At 71.2% G+C, this 15980-nt stretch carries 10 protein-coding genes; all 10 read right to left on the reverse strand.

Annotation, left to right across the window (positions count from 1 at the left end):
* Positions 1-69 precede the first annotated feature (69 nt).
* The 10 genes from AC6F7H_RS11575 to bldG all read right to left on the reverse strand — a co-directional run bounded on the left by AC6F7H_RS11575 (position 70) and on the right by bldG (position 15955).
* Positions 70-1665 (reverse strand): alpha/beta hydrolase, encoded by a 1596-nt coding sequence (locus tag AC6F7H_RS11575; protein WP_500756893.1) that lies wholly within the window; start codon positions 1663-1665, stop codon positions 70-72.
* A gap of 80 nt (positions 1666-1745) precedes the next feature.
* Positions 1746-2951, reverse strand: coding sequence for a DNA polymerase III subunit delta' (locus AC6F7H_RS11580; protein WP_500756894.1), 1206 nt, complete (start codon positions 2949-2951; stop codon positions 1746-1748).
* Between the two features lie 92 nt (positions 2952-3043).
* Positions 3044-6103 carry a dTMP kinase gene (gene tmk, locus AC6F7H_RS11585; RefSeq protein WP_500756895.1) on the reverse strand — a complete coding sequence of 1020 codons (3060 nt, stop codon included), beginning with the start codon at positions 6101-6103 and terminating at the stop codon, positions 3044-3046.
* Between the two features lie 175 nt (positions 6104-6278).
* Positions 6279-9131, reverse strand: coding sequence for a type I DNA topoisomerase (gene topA / locus AC6F7H_RS11590; RefSeq protein ID WP_500756896.1), 2853 nt, complete (start codon positions 9129-9131; stop codon positions 6279-6281).
* A gap of 256 nt (positions 9132-9387) precedes the next feature.
* A complete protein-coding gene (locus AC6F7H_RS11595) occupies positions 9388-9585 on the reverse strand; it encodes a hypothetical protein (protein ID WP_500756897.1) in 198 nt (65 codons plus the stop codon).
* 277 nt (positions 9586-9862) lie between these two features.
* Positions 9863-11437: a DUF7059 domain-containing protein gene (locus AC6F7H_RS11600; protein ID WP_500756898.1), complete on the reverse strand. Its 1575-nt coding sequence runs from the start codon at positions 11435-11437 to the stop codon at positions 9863-9865.
* Between the two features lie 89 nt (positions 11438-11526).
* Positions 11527-12099, reverse strand: coding sequence for a small secreted protein (locus AC6F7H_RS11605; protein WP_500756899.1), 573 nt, complete (start codon positions 12097-12099; stop codon positions 11527-11529).
* Between the two features lie 214 nt (positions 12100-12313).
* Positions 12314-14719: a sodium-translocating pyrophosphatase gene (locus tag AC6F7H_RS11610; protein WP_500756900.1), complete on the reverse strand. Its 2406-nt coding sequence runs from the start codon at positions 14717-14719 to the stop codon at positions 12314-12316.
* Positions 14720-15064: 345 nt separating this feature from the next.
* Positions 15065-15502 (reverse strand): ATP-binding protein, encoded by a 438-nt coding sequence (locus tag AC6F7H_RS11615; RefSeq protein ID WP_500756901.1) that lies wholly within the window; start codon positions 15500-15502, stop codon positions 15065-15067.
* Between the two features lie 111 nt (positions 15503-15613).
* On the reverse strand, positions 15614-15955 hold the full coding sequence (bldG, locus tag AC6F7H_RS11620) for an anti-sigma factor antagonist BldG (RefSeq protein WP_003991900.1): 342 nt from the start codon (positions 15953-15955) through the stop codon (positions 15614-15616).
* Positions 15956-15980: the final 25 nt, after the last annotated feature.

Consider the following 15980-nt stretch of genomic DNA (forward strand, 5'->3'; position numbering starts at 1 on the left):
TTTCGGACAGTGCTTCGTACCCACCCCGGAGGCGGGCCGGGGGGCCTGCCTCCGGGGTGGGCGCACCGGCTATGAGCAGCGCTTTCCGTTTGCGGGCGGGGTGCCGCGGAGGAGGTAGGTGTCGATCGCGGAGTCGATGCAGTCGCTGCCCCGGCCGTAGGCGGTGTGGCCGTCGCCCTCGTAGGTGAGGAGGCGGGCCGAGGAGAGCTGGCCGGCGAGGGACTCGGCCCAGCGGTAGGGGGTCGCGGGATCGCGGGTGGTGCCGACGACGACGATCGGGGCCGCGCCCTGCGCCTCGATGCGCCGGGGCTTGCCCGTGGCGGCGACCGGCCAGTACTCGCAGTTCAGGGTGGCCCAGGCGAAGCTCTCGCCGAAGACCGGGGAGGCCTTCTCGAAGTCGGGGAGGGCGTCCCGTACCTGCTCCGGGGAGTTGAAGGCGGGCGGGAGGTCAAGGCAGTTCACGGCGGCGTTGGCGAACATCAGGTTGGCGTAGTCGCCCTTGGCGTCGCGTTCGTAGTAGCTGTCGGAAAGGGCCAGGAGTCCGGCGCCGTCGTTCTTCCTCATCGCCGCCGTCAGCGCCTCGCGCAGCCGCGGCCAGGCACCCTCGTTGTACATGGCCGCGATCACGCCGGTGGTGGCCAGCGACTCGGTGAGCCTGCGGCCCGCGGCGTCTTTGGTGGGGATCGGCCGGGCGTCGAGTCCGGCGAAGAACTCCTTCAGGTTCTCGCCGACCTGTTCGACACCGGTGCCCCGGCCGCCGAGGGGACAGTCGCTCTGCCGTACGCAGTCCTTCGCGAAGGCCGTGAACGCCGTGTCGAAGCCCGCCGTCTGCTCGAGGTTGAGCTGTCGCGCCGGCAACGAGGGGTCCAGCGCGCCGTCCAGCACCAGCCGGCCCGTCCGGTCCGGGAACAGCCCCGCGTACGTCGCCCCGAGGAAGGTGCCGTAGGAGGCGCCCACGTAGTTCAGCTTCTCGTCGCCCAGCGCCGCCCGCACGATGTCCATGTCCCGGGCCGTCTCGACGGTCGACACATGGCGCAGCAGCTTCGGCGCGTCCGCCCCGCAGCCCTCGGCGAACCTCCGGTACGCGGCGACCAGCGCGTCGGTCTCCTTCGCGTCGTCCGGTGTGACGTCCGTCTGCGTGTACGCGTCCATCTCGGGGCCGTTCAGGCACTCGACGGGTTCGCTGCGGGCCACGCCCCGCGGGTCGACGGCCACCATGTCGTAGCGTGCGCGTACCTCGGCCGGGTAGCCGATACCGGCGTACGCCTGGAGGTAGCCGATCGCCGAGCCGCCCGGCCCACCGGGGTTGATCAGCAGCGAGCCCAGCCGCTCCCCCGGCCCTGTGGCCTTCTTCCGGGACACGGCGAGGCGGACGTCACCGGCGGACGGGTCGGCGTAGTCGAGCGGGGCCTTCAGCGTGGCGCACTGGTAGCCGGGCACCCCGCAGTCGCGCCACCTCGGCCTCTGCTCGTAGTACGGAGTGAGTGCCGCGGGCGTGGCACGGGGCAGTGCGGCCAGTACCTCCGTCGCCCTCGCCGCCGATTTCGCGGAACCCGTGGCGCTCGTCGTGTTCCCGGAGGAGCAGCCGGAGACCAGGAGCGCGGCGGCGGCGAGCAGCGTGGCTGCGGTGCGGGGCCTGCGGTGGAGGGTGCGCCTTGTGTGCATGAGGCGAGAGTAACTGTGAGCGACGGTTCGGATGCCCTGCGTGCACCCCGTGCCTCGTACGAGTTACGGGACGCGCGGGTTCAGCCCGCTCTGAGCGCCATGGTCATCGCCTCCACGGCCAGGAGCGGGGCCACGTTGCGGTCGAGGGCGTCGCGGCAGGCGGCGATCGACTCGATGCGGCGGAGCGTGGACTCGGGGGAGCTGCCGCGTGCCAGGCGCTCCAGGGCGTCCTCGGCATCCGTGTTGGCGAGGGCGACGCGGGAGCCGAGCTGGAGGGCGAGGACGTCGCGGTAGAAGCTGGTGAGGTCGGTCAGGGCCACGTCGAGGCTGTCCCGCTGCGTGCGCGTTCGGCGGCGCTTCTGCATGTCCTCCAGGTCCTTGACCACGCTCGCCGTACCGCGTGGCAGCCGGCCGCCCTGGGCCGCGCCGAGTGCCGCCTTCAGCTCCTCGGTCTCCTTGGTGTCCATCTGCTCGGCCAGTTGCCTGGCGTCCTCGGCGGCGGCGTCGACGAGTTCCTGGGCCGCCTTGAGCGCGCTCCCGACGTCGTCGACCCGCAGCGGCAGCTTCAGCACGGCGGCGCGGCGCTCGCGGGCCGCCGGGTCGGTGGCCAGGCGGCGGGCCCGGTCGACGTGGCCCTGGGTGGCGCGGGCGACGGCCGCCGCCACGTCCGGCTCGACGCCCTCGCGTCGTACGAGCAGGTCGGCGACGGCGTCCACGGAGGGCGTGCTCAGGTTGAGGTGGCGGCAGCGGGAGCGGATCGTCGGCAGGACGTCCTCGACGGACGGGGCGCAGAGCAGCCAGACCGTGCGGGGTGCGGGCTCCTCCACAGCCTTGAGGACGGCGTTGGCGGAGCTCTCGTTCAGCCGCTCGGCGTCCTCGACGAGGATCACCTGCCAGCGGCCGTTCGCCGGTGCGGTGAACGACTTGCGGACCGTGTCGCGCATGTCGCGCACCAGGATCACCGCGCCGACGGCGGTGATCGTGCTCACGTCGGCGTGGGTGCCGATCAGGGCGGTGTGGCAGCCGTCGCAGAATCCGCAGCCCGGAACTCCGCCGAGGGCACGGTCGGGGCTGACGCACTGCAACGCGGCGGCGAAGGCACGCGCCGCCTGGTGGCGTCCGGCGCCGGGCGGGCCCGTGAACAGCCAGGCGTGGGTCATCTTCGACGCCGTCGGCGCGGGGGCGCCGGTCGCCGCGGCGGTGACGAGGGCGTCGGCGTCCCGGGCGGCGGCGTTGAGCTGTTCACTCACCCGCTGCTGCCCGACGAGGTCGTCCCACACGGTCATGGGTCACGCCGCCCTTCCATCCGCCGTCCCGCCGTCCTTCCATTCGCCGCGCCCCCGTCACGTTCACCGTGCACGAGGCACCGCCACTCATGTCAGCGGCGGCGGCCCCGGCCCCGGCCGCCCTCGTCACCGTGCTCGCCGTGCCCGTCGTCGCGCGAGCCCAGCAGTTCGTCCGCCAGCGTCGGCAGGTCGTCCAGCGGGGTCTCCTCGGCCCAGTCCGGGCGCTGCCTGTTTCGGCCCGGCATGTTCGCGAGGTCGACCTGGGGCAACTCGCGTGTGCTCGCCTCATTGTCATCCGGCGCGACTGCGGGCAGCACCTCGGTCTCGTCGGCCGCCCCGGGCGGAACCGACACCTGCGGCAGCTCGGTCGTCACCTCGGCCTCGGAGGGCCCGAACGAGGCCGACGGCGCCGGCGACCCGGCAGGCCCTGCGTCGCGCCGGCCCTCGCCCGGCACCCTCGGCAGCACCGCCGTCTCGTCCGTGGCGCCCGGTGCCTTGGAGAAACCTGCCCCGTCCGTCCCCTTGGGACCCGTCTCCGCCGCGGCCGCGGCCCGCTCCGCGAGGCGTCGGGCCTCCTCGGCCCGCCGCAGCGCGTCCTCGGCCTTGCGCTGCTTCTCCAGGCGCAGCGCCTCGGCCTCGGCGCGCAGCCGCGCCTCCTCCTCGGCCTGCTTGCGGAGCCGTTCCTGCTCCGCCCTGCGCCGGGCCTCCTCCTCCGCCCGCGCCTTCTCCTCGGCGAGGAGCCGCTGCCGCTCCTCCTCGGCTCGGCGGGCGGCCTCCTCGGCGCGCCGCCGGGCCTCCTCCGCCTGCCGTTCGGCCTCGCGCCGCTGCGCCTCCTCCAGCTCGCGCCGCTTGCGCTCCTCCTCCTCGGCACGCAGCCGCGCCATCAGCTCCTGGCGCTCGCGCTCCAGGCGCTCCTCCTCCGCCTTGCGCGCCGCTTCCTCCTCCGCCTTGCGGCGGGCCTCCTCCTCGGCCTTGCGCCGAGCCTCCTCACGGGCCCGGACCTCGGCCTCGGAGAGCGGCAGCACCTGGTCGAGCCGGTGCCGGATCACGGTGCCGACCGCGTCCGGCTCCTGACCGGCGTCGACCACCAGGTACCGGCCGGGGTCGGCCGCGGCCAGGGTGAGGAAACCGGCCCGCACGCGCGCGTGGAACTCCGCGGGCTCCGACTCCAGCCGGTCCGGTGCCTCGGTGAACCTCTCGCGCGCGGTCTCCGGCGCCACGTCCAGCAGCACGGTGAGGTGCGGCACGAGGCCGTTGGTCGCCCAGCGGTTGATGCGGGCGATCTCGGTCGGGGACAGGTCGCGCCCGGCGCCCTGGTAGGCCACCGAGGAGTCGATGTAGCGGTCGGAGATGACGACGGCGCCGCGCTCCAGTGCGGGCCGTACGACCGTGTCGATGTGCTCGGCCCGGTCCGCCGCGTACAGCAGGGCCTCCGCGCGGTGGGACAGTCCGGCGCTGGAGACGTCCAGCAGGATCGACCGCAGCCGCTTGCCGACGGGTGTCGCCCCCGGCTCGCGCGTGAGGACGACCTCGTGGCCCTTGGTCCGGATCCACTCGGCGAGCGCCTCGGCCTGCGTGGACTTCCCGGCCCCGTCGCCGCCCTCCAGGGCGATGAAGAAGCCGGCGCCCGCCGGGACCGGCGCCGGGTCGTCGCCGCCGAGCAGCGCGTCCCGCAGGTCCTGCCGCAGCGGCACCCCGGAACGGTCGTCGACCTTGGCCAGCACGAGCGCGGCCACCGGCAGCAGCAGCGCGCCCACCAGCATCAGCGTGAACGCGGCACCACCGTGCGCGAAGACGAACCGGCCGCTCTCCAGCCGGTGCGGCCCGATGGCCGCGGCCACCAGCGGGGCGATCACCGCGCCGAGTGCCACGAAGACGCGGACGACCGCGTGCAGGTGCTCCGTCGTACGGGCCCGCCGCTGGTCCTCGGTCTCCTGGTCGAGCAGCGTGTGCCCGGTGTTGGCCGCGATGCCCGCGCCCACGCCGGCCAGCGCGACGATCAGCAGCACGCTGGTGACGTCCGGCACCAGACCGGCGGCCAGCAGCGCGACGCCGGTGAAGGCGAGCGCCAGTGCGAGCAGGCGGCGCCGCGACAGCGACGGCAGCAGGGCGGGCGCCGTCCGTATACCGACGACGACACCGCCGGTCAGCGCGCCCACCAGCAGGCCGTACAGCACGGGCCCGCCGCCCAGGTCCTTGGCGTGCAGCACGAACACCGCGACGGCGGCCGACACCGCGGCGGCCACCAGGGCGGACGCCAGCACCAGCAGCGGCATCACACCGGTGCGGCCCTTGTCGGGGCCGGTACCGGCGGTGCTCTTCGGGCGGCGCAGCCCCTCCAGCGGCGAGCGCGGGCGCGGAGTGCGCGTGGCGGGCAGCTCGAGGAAGGTCAGTATCGACAGCGACGCGGCGAACAGTCCGGCCGCGACATACGAGGCGAGGGCCGCCTGGTGCTGGGCGAACCAGTCGAGGCCCGTGCCCAGCAGGTTGTTGAACAGCCCGGCGACGACGAGTACGAGGGCCGCGACCGGCACCACCACGAAGGCCGTACGCAGCGACAGGCGGCGCAGCGCGTCCATGTGGTCCGGCAACGGCCGCACCGTCGCGCCCTCCGGGGGCGGGGCGGGCAGCAGCGCGGGCGCCGCGCTCTCCCGGCACACCGTCCAGAACCGCTCGGCGACCGATGTCACGAAGGCGGTGACGAGGAGGACGGCCAGGGCCTCGTCGGGCGTCCAGTCGATCCACAGCGGGGCGACGATGAGCAGGGCCGCCCGCAGCCCGTCCGCACCGACCATGGTCCAGCGGCGGTCCAGCGGTCCGTCCGGTGAGGTGAGCGACGTGAGCGGGCCGAGGAGAACGGCGCCGAACAGCAGCGTCGCGAGAATCCGCACCCCGAAAACGGTCGCCACTGCGAACGCGACGCCCAGATAGCCGCCGCCGAACGAACCTTCGGCGACCGCCGCCTGGAGTGCGAGGAGGACCAGCACCAGGAGGGCGAGGATGTCACCGACACCACCCACGAACTGCGCGCTCCACAGCCGCTTCAGCTGCGGACGGCGCAGCAGGGCGCGGACGGCGCGCTCGCGGGAGTCCGCGACCAGTGCGTCGTCGGGGGCCGGTTGAGGGGCCGCTGGCGGTTCGGCTCGCATCATGCGTTCAGCCTATCGGCCCGCGCCGACACCACGGCGCTCCGCCCTGACATGCGCACGCCCCGACACCGAAGTGTTGCCGGGGCGTTCGCATTCCGAACCCTTGGCGAAGATCCACACCTGGGAGCGGACAACGGACCGCCGCGACGCACAGGGTCCTGAAGGCGCCTCAGTCCTCTCAGTCCTCAGCGCCGTTCGAGGCAGTCGCCTTCTTCGCGGCGGTCTTGGCCGCCGTCGCCTTCTGCGCGGTCGTGGTCTTCGCCGCGGTCTTCTTGGCGGCCGCCGTCTTCTTCGCCGGAGCCTTCTTGGCGGCCGTCTTCTTGGCCGGGGCCTTCTTGACGGCCTTCTTCGCCGTCTTCTTGGCGGGCCCCTTGGCGCGCTTCTCGGCCAGCAGCTCGAACCCGCGCTCCTGGGTGATCGTCTCGACGCTGTCATCGGAGCGCAGGGTCGCGTTGGTCTCGCCGTCGGTGACGTACGGACCGAAGCGGCCGTCCTTCACCACGACCGGCTTCCCGCTGACCGGGTCCTCACCCAGCTCCTTCAGCGGCGGCTTGGCCGCGGCCCGGCCACGCTGCTTGGGCTGGGCGTAGATCGCCAGCGCCTCCTCCAGCGTGATCGTGAAGAGCTGCTCCTCGGACTGCAGCGACCGCGAGTCGGTGCCCTTCTTCAGATACGGCCCGTAGCGGCCGTTCTGTGCGGTGATCTCCACGCCCTCGGCGTCGGCGCCGACCACACGCGGCAGCGACATCAGCTTCAGCGCGTCGTCGAGCGTCACCGTGTCCAGGGACATCGACTTGAAGAGGGAGGCCGTGCGCGGCTTGACCGCGTTCTTGCCGGTCTTCGGTGTGCCCTCGGGGAGGATCTCCGTGACGTACGGCCCGTAGCGGCCGTCCTTGGCGACGATCGGGCGGCCGGTCGTCGGGTCGGTGCCCAGCTCGAAGTCACCGCTCGGCTTGGCGAGCAGTTCCTCGGCGAACTCCACACTCAGCTCGTCGGGCGCCAGGTCCTCGGGCACGTCGGCCCGCTGGTGGCCCTCCGCTTCCTTCTCACCGCGCTCGATGTACGGGCCGTAGCGCCCGACCCGCAGCACGATGCCGTTGCCCACCGGGAACGACGACACCTCGCGCGCGTCGATCGCGCCCAGGTCGGTCACCAGCTCCTTGAGGCCGCCGAGGTGGTCCCCGTCGCCGTTGCCCGCCTCGGCCGCGCCGCCGTTGCCGGTGCCTGTGCCTGTGCCCTCGCCGAAGTAGAACCGCTTCAGCCACGGCACGGACTGCGCCTCACCGCGCGCGATGCGGTCGAGGTCGTCCTCCATCTTGGCGGTGAAGTCGTAGTCGACGAGCCGGCCGAAGTGCTTCTCCAGCAGGTTGACCACGGCGAAGGAGAGGAAGGACGGCACGAGGGCCGTGCCCTTCTTGAACACATAGCCGCGGTCGAGGATCGTGCCGATGATCGACGCGTACGTCGACGGGCGGCCGATCTCCCGCTCCTCCAGCTCCTTGACCAGCGACGCCTCGGTGTAGCGGGCCGGCGGCTTGGTGGCGTGGCCGTCGACCGAGATCTCCTCGGCGGTGAGGGCGTCGCCCTCGGCGACCTGCGGCAGCCGGCGCTCGCGGTCGTCGAGCTCGGCGTTCGGGTCGTCCGCGCCCTCGACGTACGCCTTCAGGAAGCCGTGGAAGGTGATGGTCTTGCCGGACGCGGTGAACTCGACGTCCCGGCCGTCGGACGCGGTGCCACCGATCTTCACGGTGACGGAGTTGCCGGTGGCGTCCTTCATCTGGGAGGCGACGGTCCGCTTCCAGATCAGCTCGTAGAGCCGGAACTGGTCGCCGGTCAGGCCGGTCTCGGCAGGGGTGCGGAAACGGTCGCCCGAGGGCCGGATCGCCTCGTGCGCCTCCTGGGCGTTCTTCACCTTCCCCGCGTAGGTGCGCGGCTGCGGCGGCAGGTAGTCGGCGCCGTACAGCTGCGTGACCTGGGCGCGGGCGGCGGCGACCGCCGTGTCGCTCAGCGTCGTCGAGTCCGTACGCATGTAGGTGATGTAGCCGTTCTCGTACAGCTTCTGCGCGATCTGCATGGTGGCCTTCGCGCCGTAGCCGAGCTTGCGGCTCGCCTCCTGCTGCAGCGTCGTCGTACGGAACGGGGCGTACGGCGAGCGGCGGTACGGCTTGGACTCGACGGAGCGCACGGAGAACCGCGTGTTCTCCAGGGCGGCGGCCAGGGCGCGGGCGTTCGCCTCGTCGAGGTGGAGGGTGTTCGCGCTCTTGAGCTGTCCCAGGGAGTCGAAGTCACGGCCCTGCGCGACGCGCCTGCCGTCGACGCTCTGGAGGCGGGCGACCAGCGACGACGGATCGGAGGCATCCCCCGCACGGCCGGTGGAGAAGGTGCCCGTCAGGTCCCAGTACTCGGCAGAACGGAACGCGATGCGCTCGCGTTCCCGCTCGACCACGAGCCGGGTGGCGACGGACTGGACACGGCCGGCGGACAGCCGGGGCATGACCTTCTTCCACAGGACCGGCGAGACCTCGTAGCCGTAGAGGCGGTCGAGGATGCGGCGGGTCTCCTGGGCGTCGACCAGCTTCTGGTTGAGCTGGCGCGGGTTGGCCACGGCCTCGCGGATCGCGTCCTTGGTGATCTCGTGGAAGACCATCCGCTTGACCGGGATCTTCGGCTTGAGGACTTCCTGGAGGTGCCAGGCGATGGCCTCGCCCTCGCGGTCCTCATCGGTGGCGAGGAAGAGCTCGTCGGACTCCTTCAACAGGTCCTTGAGCTTCTTGACCTGGGCCCTTTTGTCGGCGTTGACCACATAGATCGGCTGGAAGTCGTGTTCGACGTCCACACCGAGACGGCGGACCTCACCGGTGTACTTCTCGGGCACCTCCGCGGCGCCACTGGGAAGGTCGCGAATATGCCCGACGCTCGCCTCGACGATGTAGCCAGGGCCGAGATAGCCCTTGATCGTCTTCGCCTTGGCAGGCGACTCGACGATGACGAGTCGGCGGCCGCCCTTCGCGGTCTCGCTGGTCGGGGACAACTTCGCTCTTCTCTCCGGTCGACACTGGGGCCTGCCCGGGCTCTCGTCCCGGGGTCGGGTCTGCATTCACGGCTCGTGACGCTGCGGAGTGTGACGGTACCTCCCGCCCCCGTGTCAAACGGGAAAAGCCCGCAACGGCCACTCGAACGGTAACCCGACTTGCACCGTTCCTGCCGCCCGGACTGTCCAGACCCGGCCCGCTCCCCTGCGGAGCGCGACCTCTCGATTACTCGAATCCCCAGTTCGCCCGCGGTCCTCAGAGGCGGGTGAGACACCACGCTCCGAGGACGAGGGAGATCAACGAGACGAGGCTCGCGACGCCGGCCGATGCGACGGGGTTCACATCCTGGGCCACGGGGCGACGCAGGCGGACGCGCGTCACGGTCCAGGCCAGCAGCCCGCCCCCGAACAGGCAGAACACCAGCCCCGCGAAGATCGCCGGTCCGCTCTCCATGGTTCCCTGAACCCCTTCCCCCGGCTGATGACGCCGGCCCGGGGATGAGGCTGGCACGCGCGAGCGGCACGCAGGCGAACCGAAGGTGAACGCAGGGACGACGGGGGCGGGTGGGACGGCGGCCGGGTGCGGCCCGGCTCCCGGTGAGGGTGTCCGGAACGACTCGAAAGTTGGCGAACCGAACACTCTTCCGAGTGCCTGCCGGGTACGTTCCCCGCACCGCGCGCGCCGCGCCACGGCGCACCCGCCGTCCTTGCCGCCGGGCGCCCGCGCCCCGTCACCTCACCGGTTCCAGGAACCCCTGTTCCACCAGCAGCCGGATCTGGGCGGGCGTGCGGTCGCGCAGCAGCACCGGATCCTCGCCGAGGAGCTGGGCGATGGCGTCGAGGATGCGGCCCGCGCTCATCGTGCCGTCGCACACGCCCGCGAAGCCCGCGCCGACCGTGTCCACCCTGGTGGCCCGGCGCATCCCGCGGTTCTGGCGCAGCACCACATGCTCCGGGTCCTCCGCGCCGGGCAGCCCGACCTGCTCCTGCACGACCTCGTCGGCCAACCGGAAGCTCGCCTCGAGCAGCGCCGCGTCGTCGTGCGTACGGAGGTAGTCGAGCCGCTCGAAGTGGGCCCGCACCGTGTCCCCGAGCGGCTGCTCGACCGGGTGCGGCCACTCCTCCACCGTGACCGACGGCAGGGCGGCGCCCGACTTGCGCAGGGTGATCCAGCCGAAGCCGACGGCCTTCACGTCGCGCGCCTCGAACTCGTCCAGCCAGGCGTCGTAGCGTGCCTGGTAGTCGGCCGCGTCGCCGCGGTGGTCGCCGGCGTCCCGCAGCCACAGCTCGGCGTACTGAGTGACGTCCTGCACCTCGCGCTGCACGATCCAGGCGTCGCAGCCGCGAGGCACCCATGACCTGAGCCTGTCCTGCCAGTCCTCCCCTTCGACGTGCTGCCAGTTGGCGAGGAACTGCGCGAACCCGCCTTCACGCAGTCGTTCCCCCGCCTCCTGAACGAGCGTGCGGCACAGATCGTCCCCGCCCATCCCGCCGTCGCGGTAGGTGAGCCGCGCGCCCGGCGAGATCACGAAGGGCGGGTTGGACACGATCAGGTCGTACGTCTCGTCCTCCCGGACCGGTGCGAACAGCGACCCCCCGCGCAGATCGGCGGCCGGGGCCCCGGAGAGGGCCAGGGTGAGCGCGGTGATGTGCAGCGCGCGCGGGTTGACGTCCGTCGCCGTCACGCGCGTGGCGTGCCGGGTGGCGTGCAGCGCCTGGATGCCGGAGCCGGTGCCGAGGTCGAGCGCGGAGGCGGCGGGCGTGCGGACGGTGATCCCGGCCAGGGTCATGGACGCCCCGCCGACGCCGAGGACGACTCCCTCCTCCCGGCTGCCGATGCCGCCGGCGCCGCCGACCGCGCACCCCAGGTCGGACACGATGAACCAGTCCTCGCCCGCGGGCCCGCCGTACGGCCGTACGTCCACGGTCGCGGTGAGCTCGTCCGCTCCGACGCGCGCCAGCCACCCGTCCTCCAGGCAGGCGTCGACCGGCAGGACGTCCGCCACGCGCGCGCGGGGCACGGGCTGCTGCAACAGGAACAGCCGTACGAGCGTCTCCAGCGGCGTGTCCCCGCGAGTCGCCCGGAACGCGGGCACGGTCTCGCTGCGGGCCAGCGCCGCGTACGCGGGAGCGCCGAGCAGTTCGAGCAGGCCGTCGGCGGTGAAGGAGGCTCCGAGCAGCGCGTCGCGGAGACGGGCGGCGGTGTCGGAACGACCGGACGAAGGGGGCGAAGGAGTCGAAGGAGTCGAGGGGGCCGAGGGGAACAGGGGCAAGGGCGGCAGGCCGGTGTTACTCACACCCTCCATTGTGGCCGCCGCCCTCGCCCCACGCGTGCCGTGCCCCCACGGCCACCGTGACCGCAGTGCCCGCCGTGACGGCCTCGGCTGCCGCGCCGTCAGCTCTGCGTGGCCTGCCCCGGAGCGGTGGCCGTCTTGCAGCTGGGCTGGCGGGCCATCGCCTTGCCGACCTCGCCCTCCTCCAGTGTCTTGAGGGCGTTGTTGCTGCTCTTGCTGAGCTTGTCCAGCTCGGTGGCGATGTCCTTGAGGCCGTCGGCGAACTTCGCCTGGTCTTCCGTATCGAGCTCGTCGACCTGCTTCTTCAGGGAGGCGTACGACGCGGAGATGCCGTCGAGCTCCTTGACCGCGTCCGCCTGCTTCTTCTCGCCGTTCTCGACGTCCGGAGCCCCCGCCTTGTTCACGGCCGCGCCGATCGCCTTGTAGGCGTCGGACATGTCCTGGAAGGCCTTCGAGTCGGTCTTCTGGACATCCTCCGGCGTGCTGTTGTCCGAGGTCTCCTTCTGGATCGCGGCATTGGCGGCCGCGATCTTCTTCGCCTGCGGCTGCACCGCGTCACAGACCTGGTTCGCCCAGGAATCCAGCTTCTCGTTGCTGCCGTCGCCGCCGCATCCCGTCAGCGCCAGTACCAGTACCGCACCGCCGGACAGCGCGGCCGCGAGCTTCTTGTTCACCGGATTGGCCCCTTCCTTGGCTCCCGGCCCCGGAACATACACGCCAGATGGGCGACATCCCCCCGCCGAACGTCCGCTGAGACAGTTTTTGAAGCCATTTGCACCAAGCGAGAGAAGGCTCACGGCAAGGGTGCGCGCACCACGCGGCGCGGGCGGGCGACGCGTCAACTCGCGCCGCCCGCCCGCACCTTGAGCAGGCCTTCGGTGACTGGACCTACGAAACCACCGCCGGGTCGACCGACTTGTGATCAGGTTCGGAGTTGCCTTCGTCACCCATGGCGATACCGCGCCGTTTGGACACGTACACCGAACCGACGATCACGGCCAGCGCCAGGACCGCGATCAGTACCCGTACGGCGACGCTCTTGTCCGCGCCGTAGGAGAACTGGATGACCGCGGGCGCGATGAGCAGCGCCACCAGGTTCATCACCTTCAGCAGGGGGTTGATGGCCGGCCCCGCGGTGTCCTTGAAGGGGTCGCCGACGGTGTCACCGATGACGGTGGCCTCGTGGGCCTCGCTGCCCTTGCCGCCGTGGTGGCCGTCCTCGACGAGCTTCTTCGCGTTGTCCCACGCGCCACCGGAGTTGGCGAGGAACACCGCCATCAGCGTGCCCGCGCCGATCGCGCCCGCGAGGAAGGCGCCGAGCGCCCCGACACCGAGCGTGAACCCGATGAAGATGGGTGCCATCACGGCCAGCAGACCGGGTGTGGCGAGTTCGCGCAGGGCGTCCCTGGTGCAGATGTCGACGACCTTGCCGTACTCCGGTTTCTCGCTGTAATCCATGATTCCGGGCTTCTCGCGGAACTGTCGCCGCACCTCGAAGACCACCGAACCCGCCGACCGCGAGACCGCGTTGATCGCCAACCCCGAGAAGAGGAAGACGACCGCCGCACCCGCGATGAGCCCGACGAGGTTGTTGGGCTGCGAGATGTCCATCATCAGGCTCATCGGCGCGCCCTCGCCGCTGAGCCGTTCGCCCACGTCTCTCGCGCCGGTGGTGATGGCATCACGGTACGAGCCGAACAGCGCCGCCGCCGCGAGCACGGCCGTGGCGATGGCGATGCCCTTGGTGATGGCCTTGGTGGTGTTGCCGACGGCGTCCAGGTCGGTGAGCACCTGGGCGCCCGCGCCCTTGACGTCGCCGGACATCTCGGCGATGCCCTGCGCGTTGTCGGAGACCGGTCCGAAGGTGTCCATCGCGACGATCACACCGACCGTGGTGAGCAGGCCGGTGCCGGCCAGCGCCACCGCGAACAGCGCCAGCATGATCGACGTGCCGCCGAGCAGGAAGGCCCCGTACACGCCAAGGCCGATCAACAGGGCGGTGTAGACGGCCGATTCGAGACCGAGGGAGATACCGGCGAGGACGACGGTGGCCGGTCCGGTGAGCGAGGTCTTGCCGATGTCCTTGACGGGACGCCGGGTGGTCTCGGTGAAGTAACCGGTGAGCTGCTGGATCAGGGCGGCGAGCACGATGCCGATGGCCACCGCGACGAGTGCGAGGATCCGCGGGTCGCCGTCCATGCCCTGGATCGCCTCGTCGGTGACGCCGTCGAGGTCGGCGTACGACGACGGCAGATAGGTGAACACGGCGATCGCGACCAGGACGAGGGAGATCATCGCGGAGATGAAGAACCCGCGGTTGATCGCGCTCATGCCGCTGCGGTCGGCGCGTCTCGGAGCCACCGCGAAGATGCCGACCATCGCGGTGAGGACGCCGATCGCGGGCACCAGCAGCGGGAAGGCCAGCCCGGCGTCGCCGAAGGCGGCCGAGCCCAGGATCAGCGCGGCCACCAGCGTCACGGCGTACGACTCGAACAGGTCGGCCGCCATGCCCGCGCAGTCGCCGACGTTGTCGCCCACGTTGTCGGCGATGGTCGCGGCATTGCGCGGATCGTCCTCCGGGATTCCCTTCTCGACCTTGCCGACCAGGTCGGCACCGACGTCGGCGGCCTTGGTGAAGATGCCGCCGCCGACACGCATGAACATCGCGATCAGCGCGGCCCCGAGCCCGAATCCCTCGAGCACCTTCGGGGCGTCGGCCGCGTACACGAGCACCACACAGGTGGCGCCCAGCAGGCCGAGCCCGACGGTGAACATGCCGACCACGCCACCCGTGCGAAAAGCGATTTTCATCGCTTTGTGCGAGACGGCGGTGAGATCCTTTTCCGGCTCGCCCTGAGCCGGTGTGGCCTCGCGGGCCGCCGCGGCGACCCTCACGTTGGTGCGCACGGCGAGCCACATACCGATATACCCGGTGGCTGCCGAGAACGCCGCTCCGATCAAGAAGAACACCGATCGTCCGGCACGCTGATTCCAGTCGTCCGCGGGCAGCAGCATGAGCAGGAAGAACACGACGACGGCGAAAACGCCGAGTGTGCGCAGCTGGCGGGCCAAGTAGGCGTTCGCGCCCTCCTGGACCGCTGCGGCGATCTTCTTCATGCCGTCGGTGCCCTCGCCGGCCGCGAGTACCTGGCGCACCAGGACGCCCGCGACCACCAGTGCCGCCAGTGCCACGACCCCGATGACCACCACGAGCACACGGTTTTCGTCGGTCAGCACGGCTGCTGCGAGAGAGATGGGTTGGCCCGACTGATGTGAGATGGAAAGCCCCGCCATTCGTCCTCCTTGACGCTTGGGCTGAGCTCAAGATGTGGACGGGATTCTAGGTACCCGGAACCTGATCGAAACAGAGCGCGTTAAATGTAAATCGCCGCACATACCCTTCACGCCATGATCACCTGTAATGCCTCTGGAGCATTCACGGATCGCCTGGTGGATCGTGAATGAATTCACGCGGTGAACCGCACGGAAACGGCGGAACAGAAACCACAGTAAGCGCGGGCGGTGACACCCGCACATGCCGAAGGGCCCCACGGGTGGGGCCCTTCGGAAAAGAAGTCGCTGTTCGGGTGACTCGGGTCGGGCGGCCGGGTGACCAGCCGGGGCAAGCGGTCGGGCGGGTCAGCCGTGGAAGGTGGCCGGCGGCGTGGTGGACCACCTCATACGGATCGTTCCGCCGTGCTCCCCGGAACTGACCTCGACGTCGTCGACGAGTCCGCTGATGACCGCGAGGCCCATCTCGTCCTCCTCGATCTCGGCCTCGGCGCCTCCCGGCCCGTCACCGGGCGTCCGCCCGCCGGGAGCCGGATGGGGCGCCTCATCACCGACCTCGATGGAGAACTGCTTCTCCTCCTCGGTCAGCAGTACCTTCACGGGGGCCGAGATTCCACCGTTCTGGTGGAGTCCGACGGCCCGGGTGCACGCCTCCCCGACGGCGAGCCGGACCTCGTCGAGGACCGTCTCGTCCACTCCGGCCCTGCGCGCCACCGCCGCCGCCACCAGTCGGGCGGTCCTGACATGCTCGGGCAGCGCGCTGAAGCGGAGCTCGACGGTGGCCATGCATCCCCCTCGCGGACTTCGGGCGTGTGGTGGAGAGGCCGGGCTGTCGAAGAGCCCGGCCCTCCTCGTACTTCACTGCTCTGCCCGGACGCGGACGCCCGGACCCGATGATCAGTCGGTGGCCGCCACCGCTTCCTCGACCGAGGTGTGAATCGGGAACACCTTGGTGAGGCCGGTGATACGGAAGATCTTGAGAATGCGCTCCTGGTTGCAGACCAGGCGGAGCGAGCCCTCATGGGCACGCACCCGCTTCAGACCGCCGACCAGCACGCCGAGTCCGGTTGAATCGAGGAAGTCCACACCCTCCATGTCGACGACAAGGTGGAAACTGCCGTCATTCACCAGCTCGACCAGCTGCTCGCGCAGCTTGGGCGCGGTATATACGTCGATTTCGCCACCGACCCTGACGATCGTGCGATCGCCCATGGTCTCGGTCGACAGGGACAGGTCCACGGATCCTCCAGCACCTAGCTATCGA

Source organism: Streptomyces sp. MMS24-W38 (genome assembly GCF_059889265.1).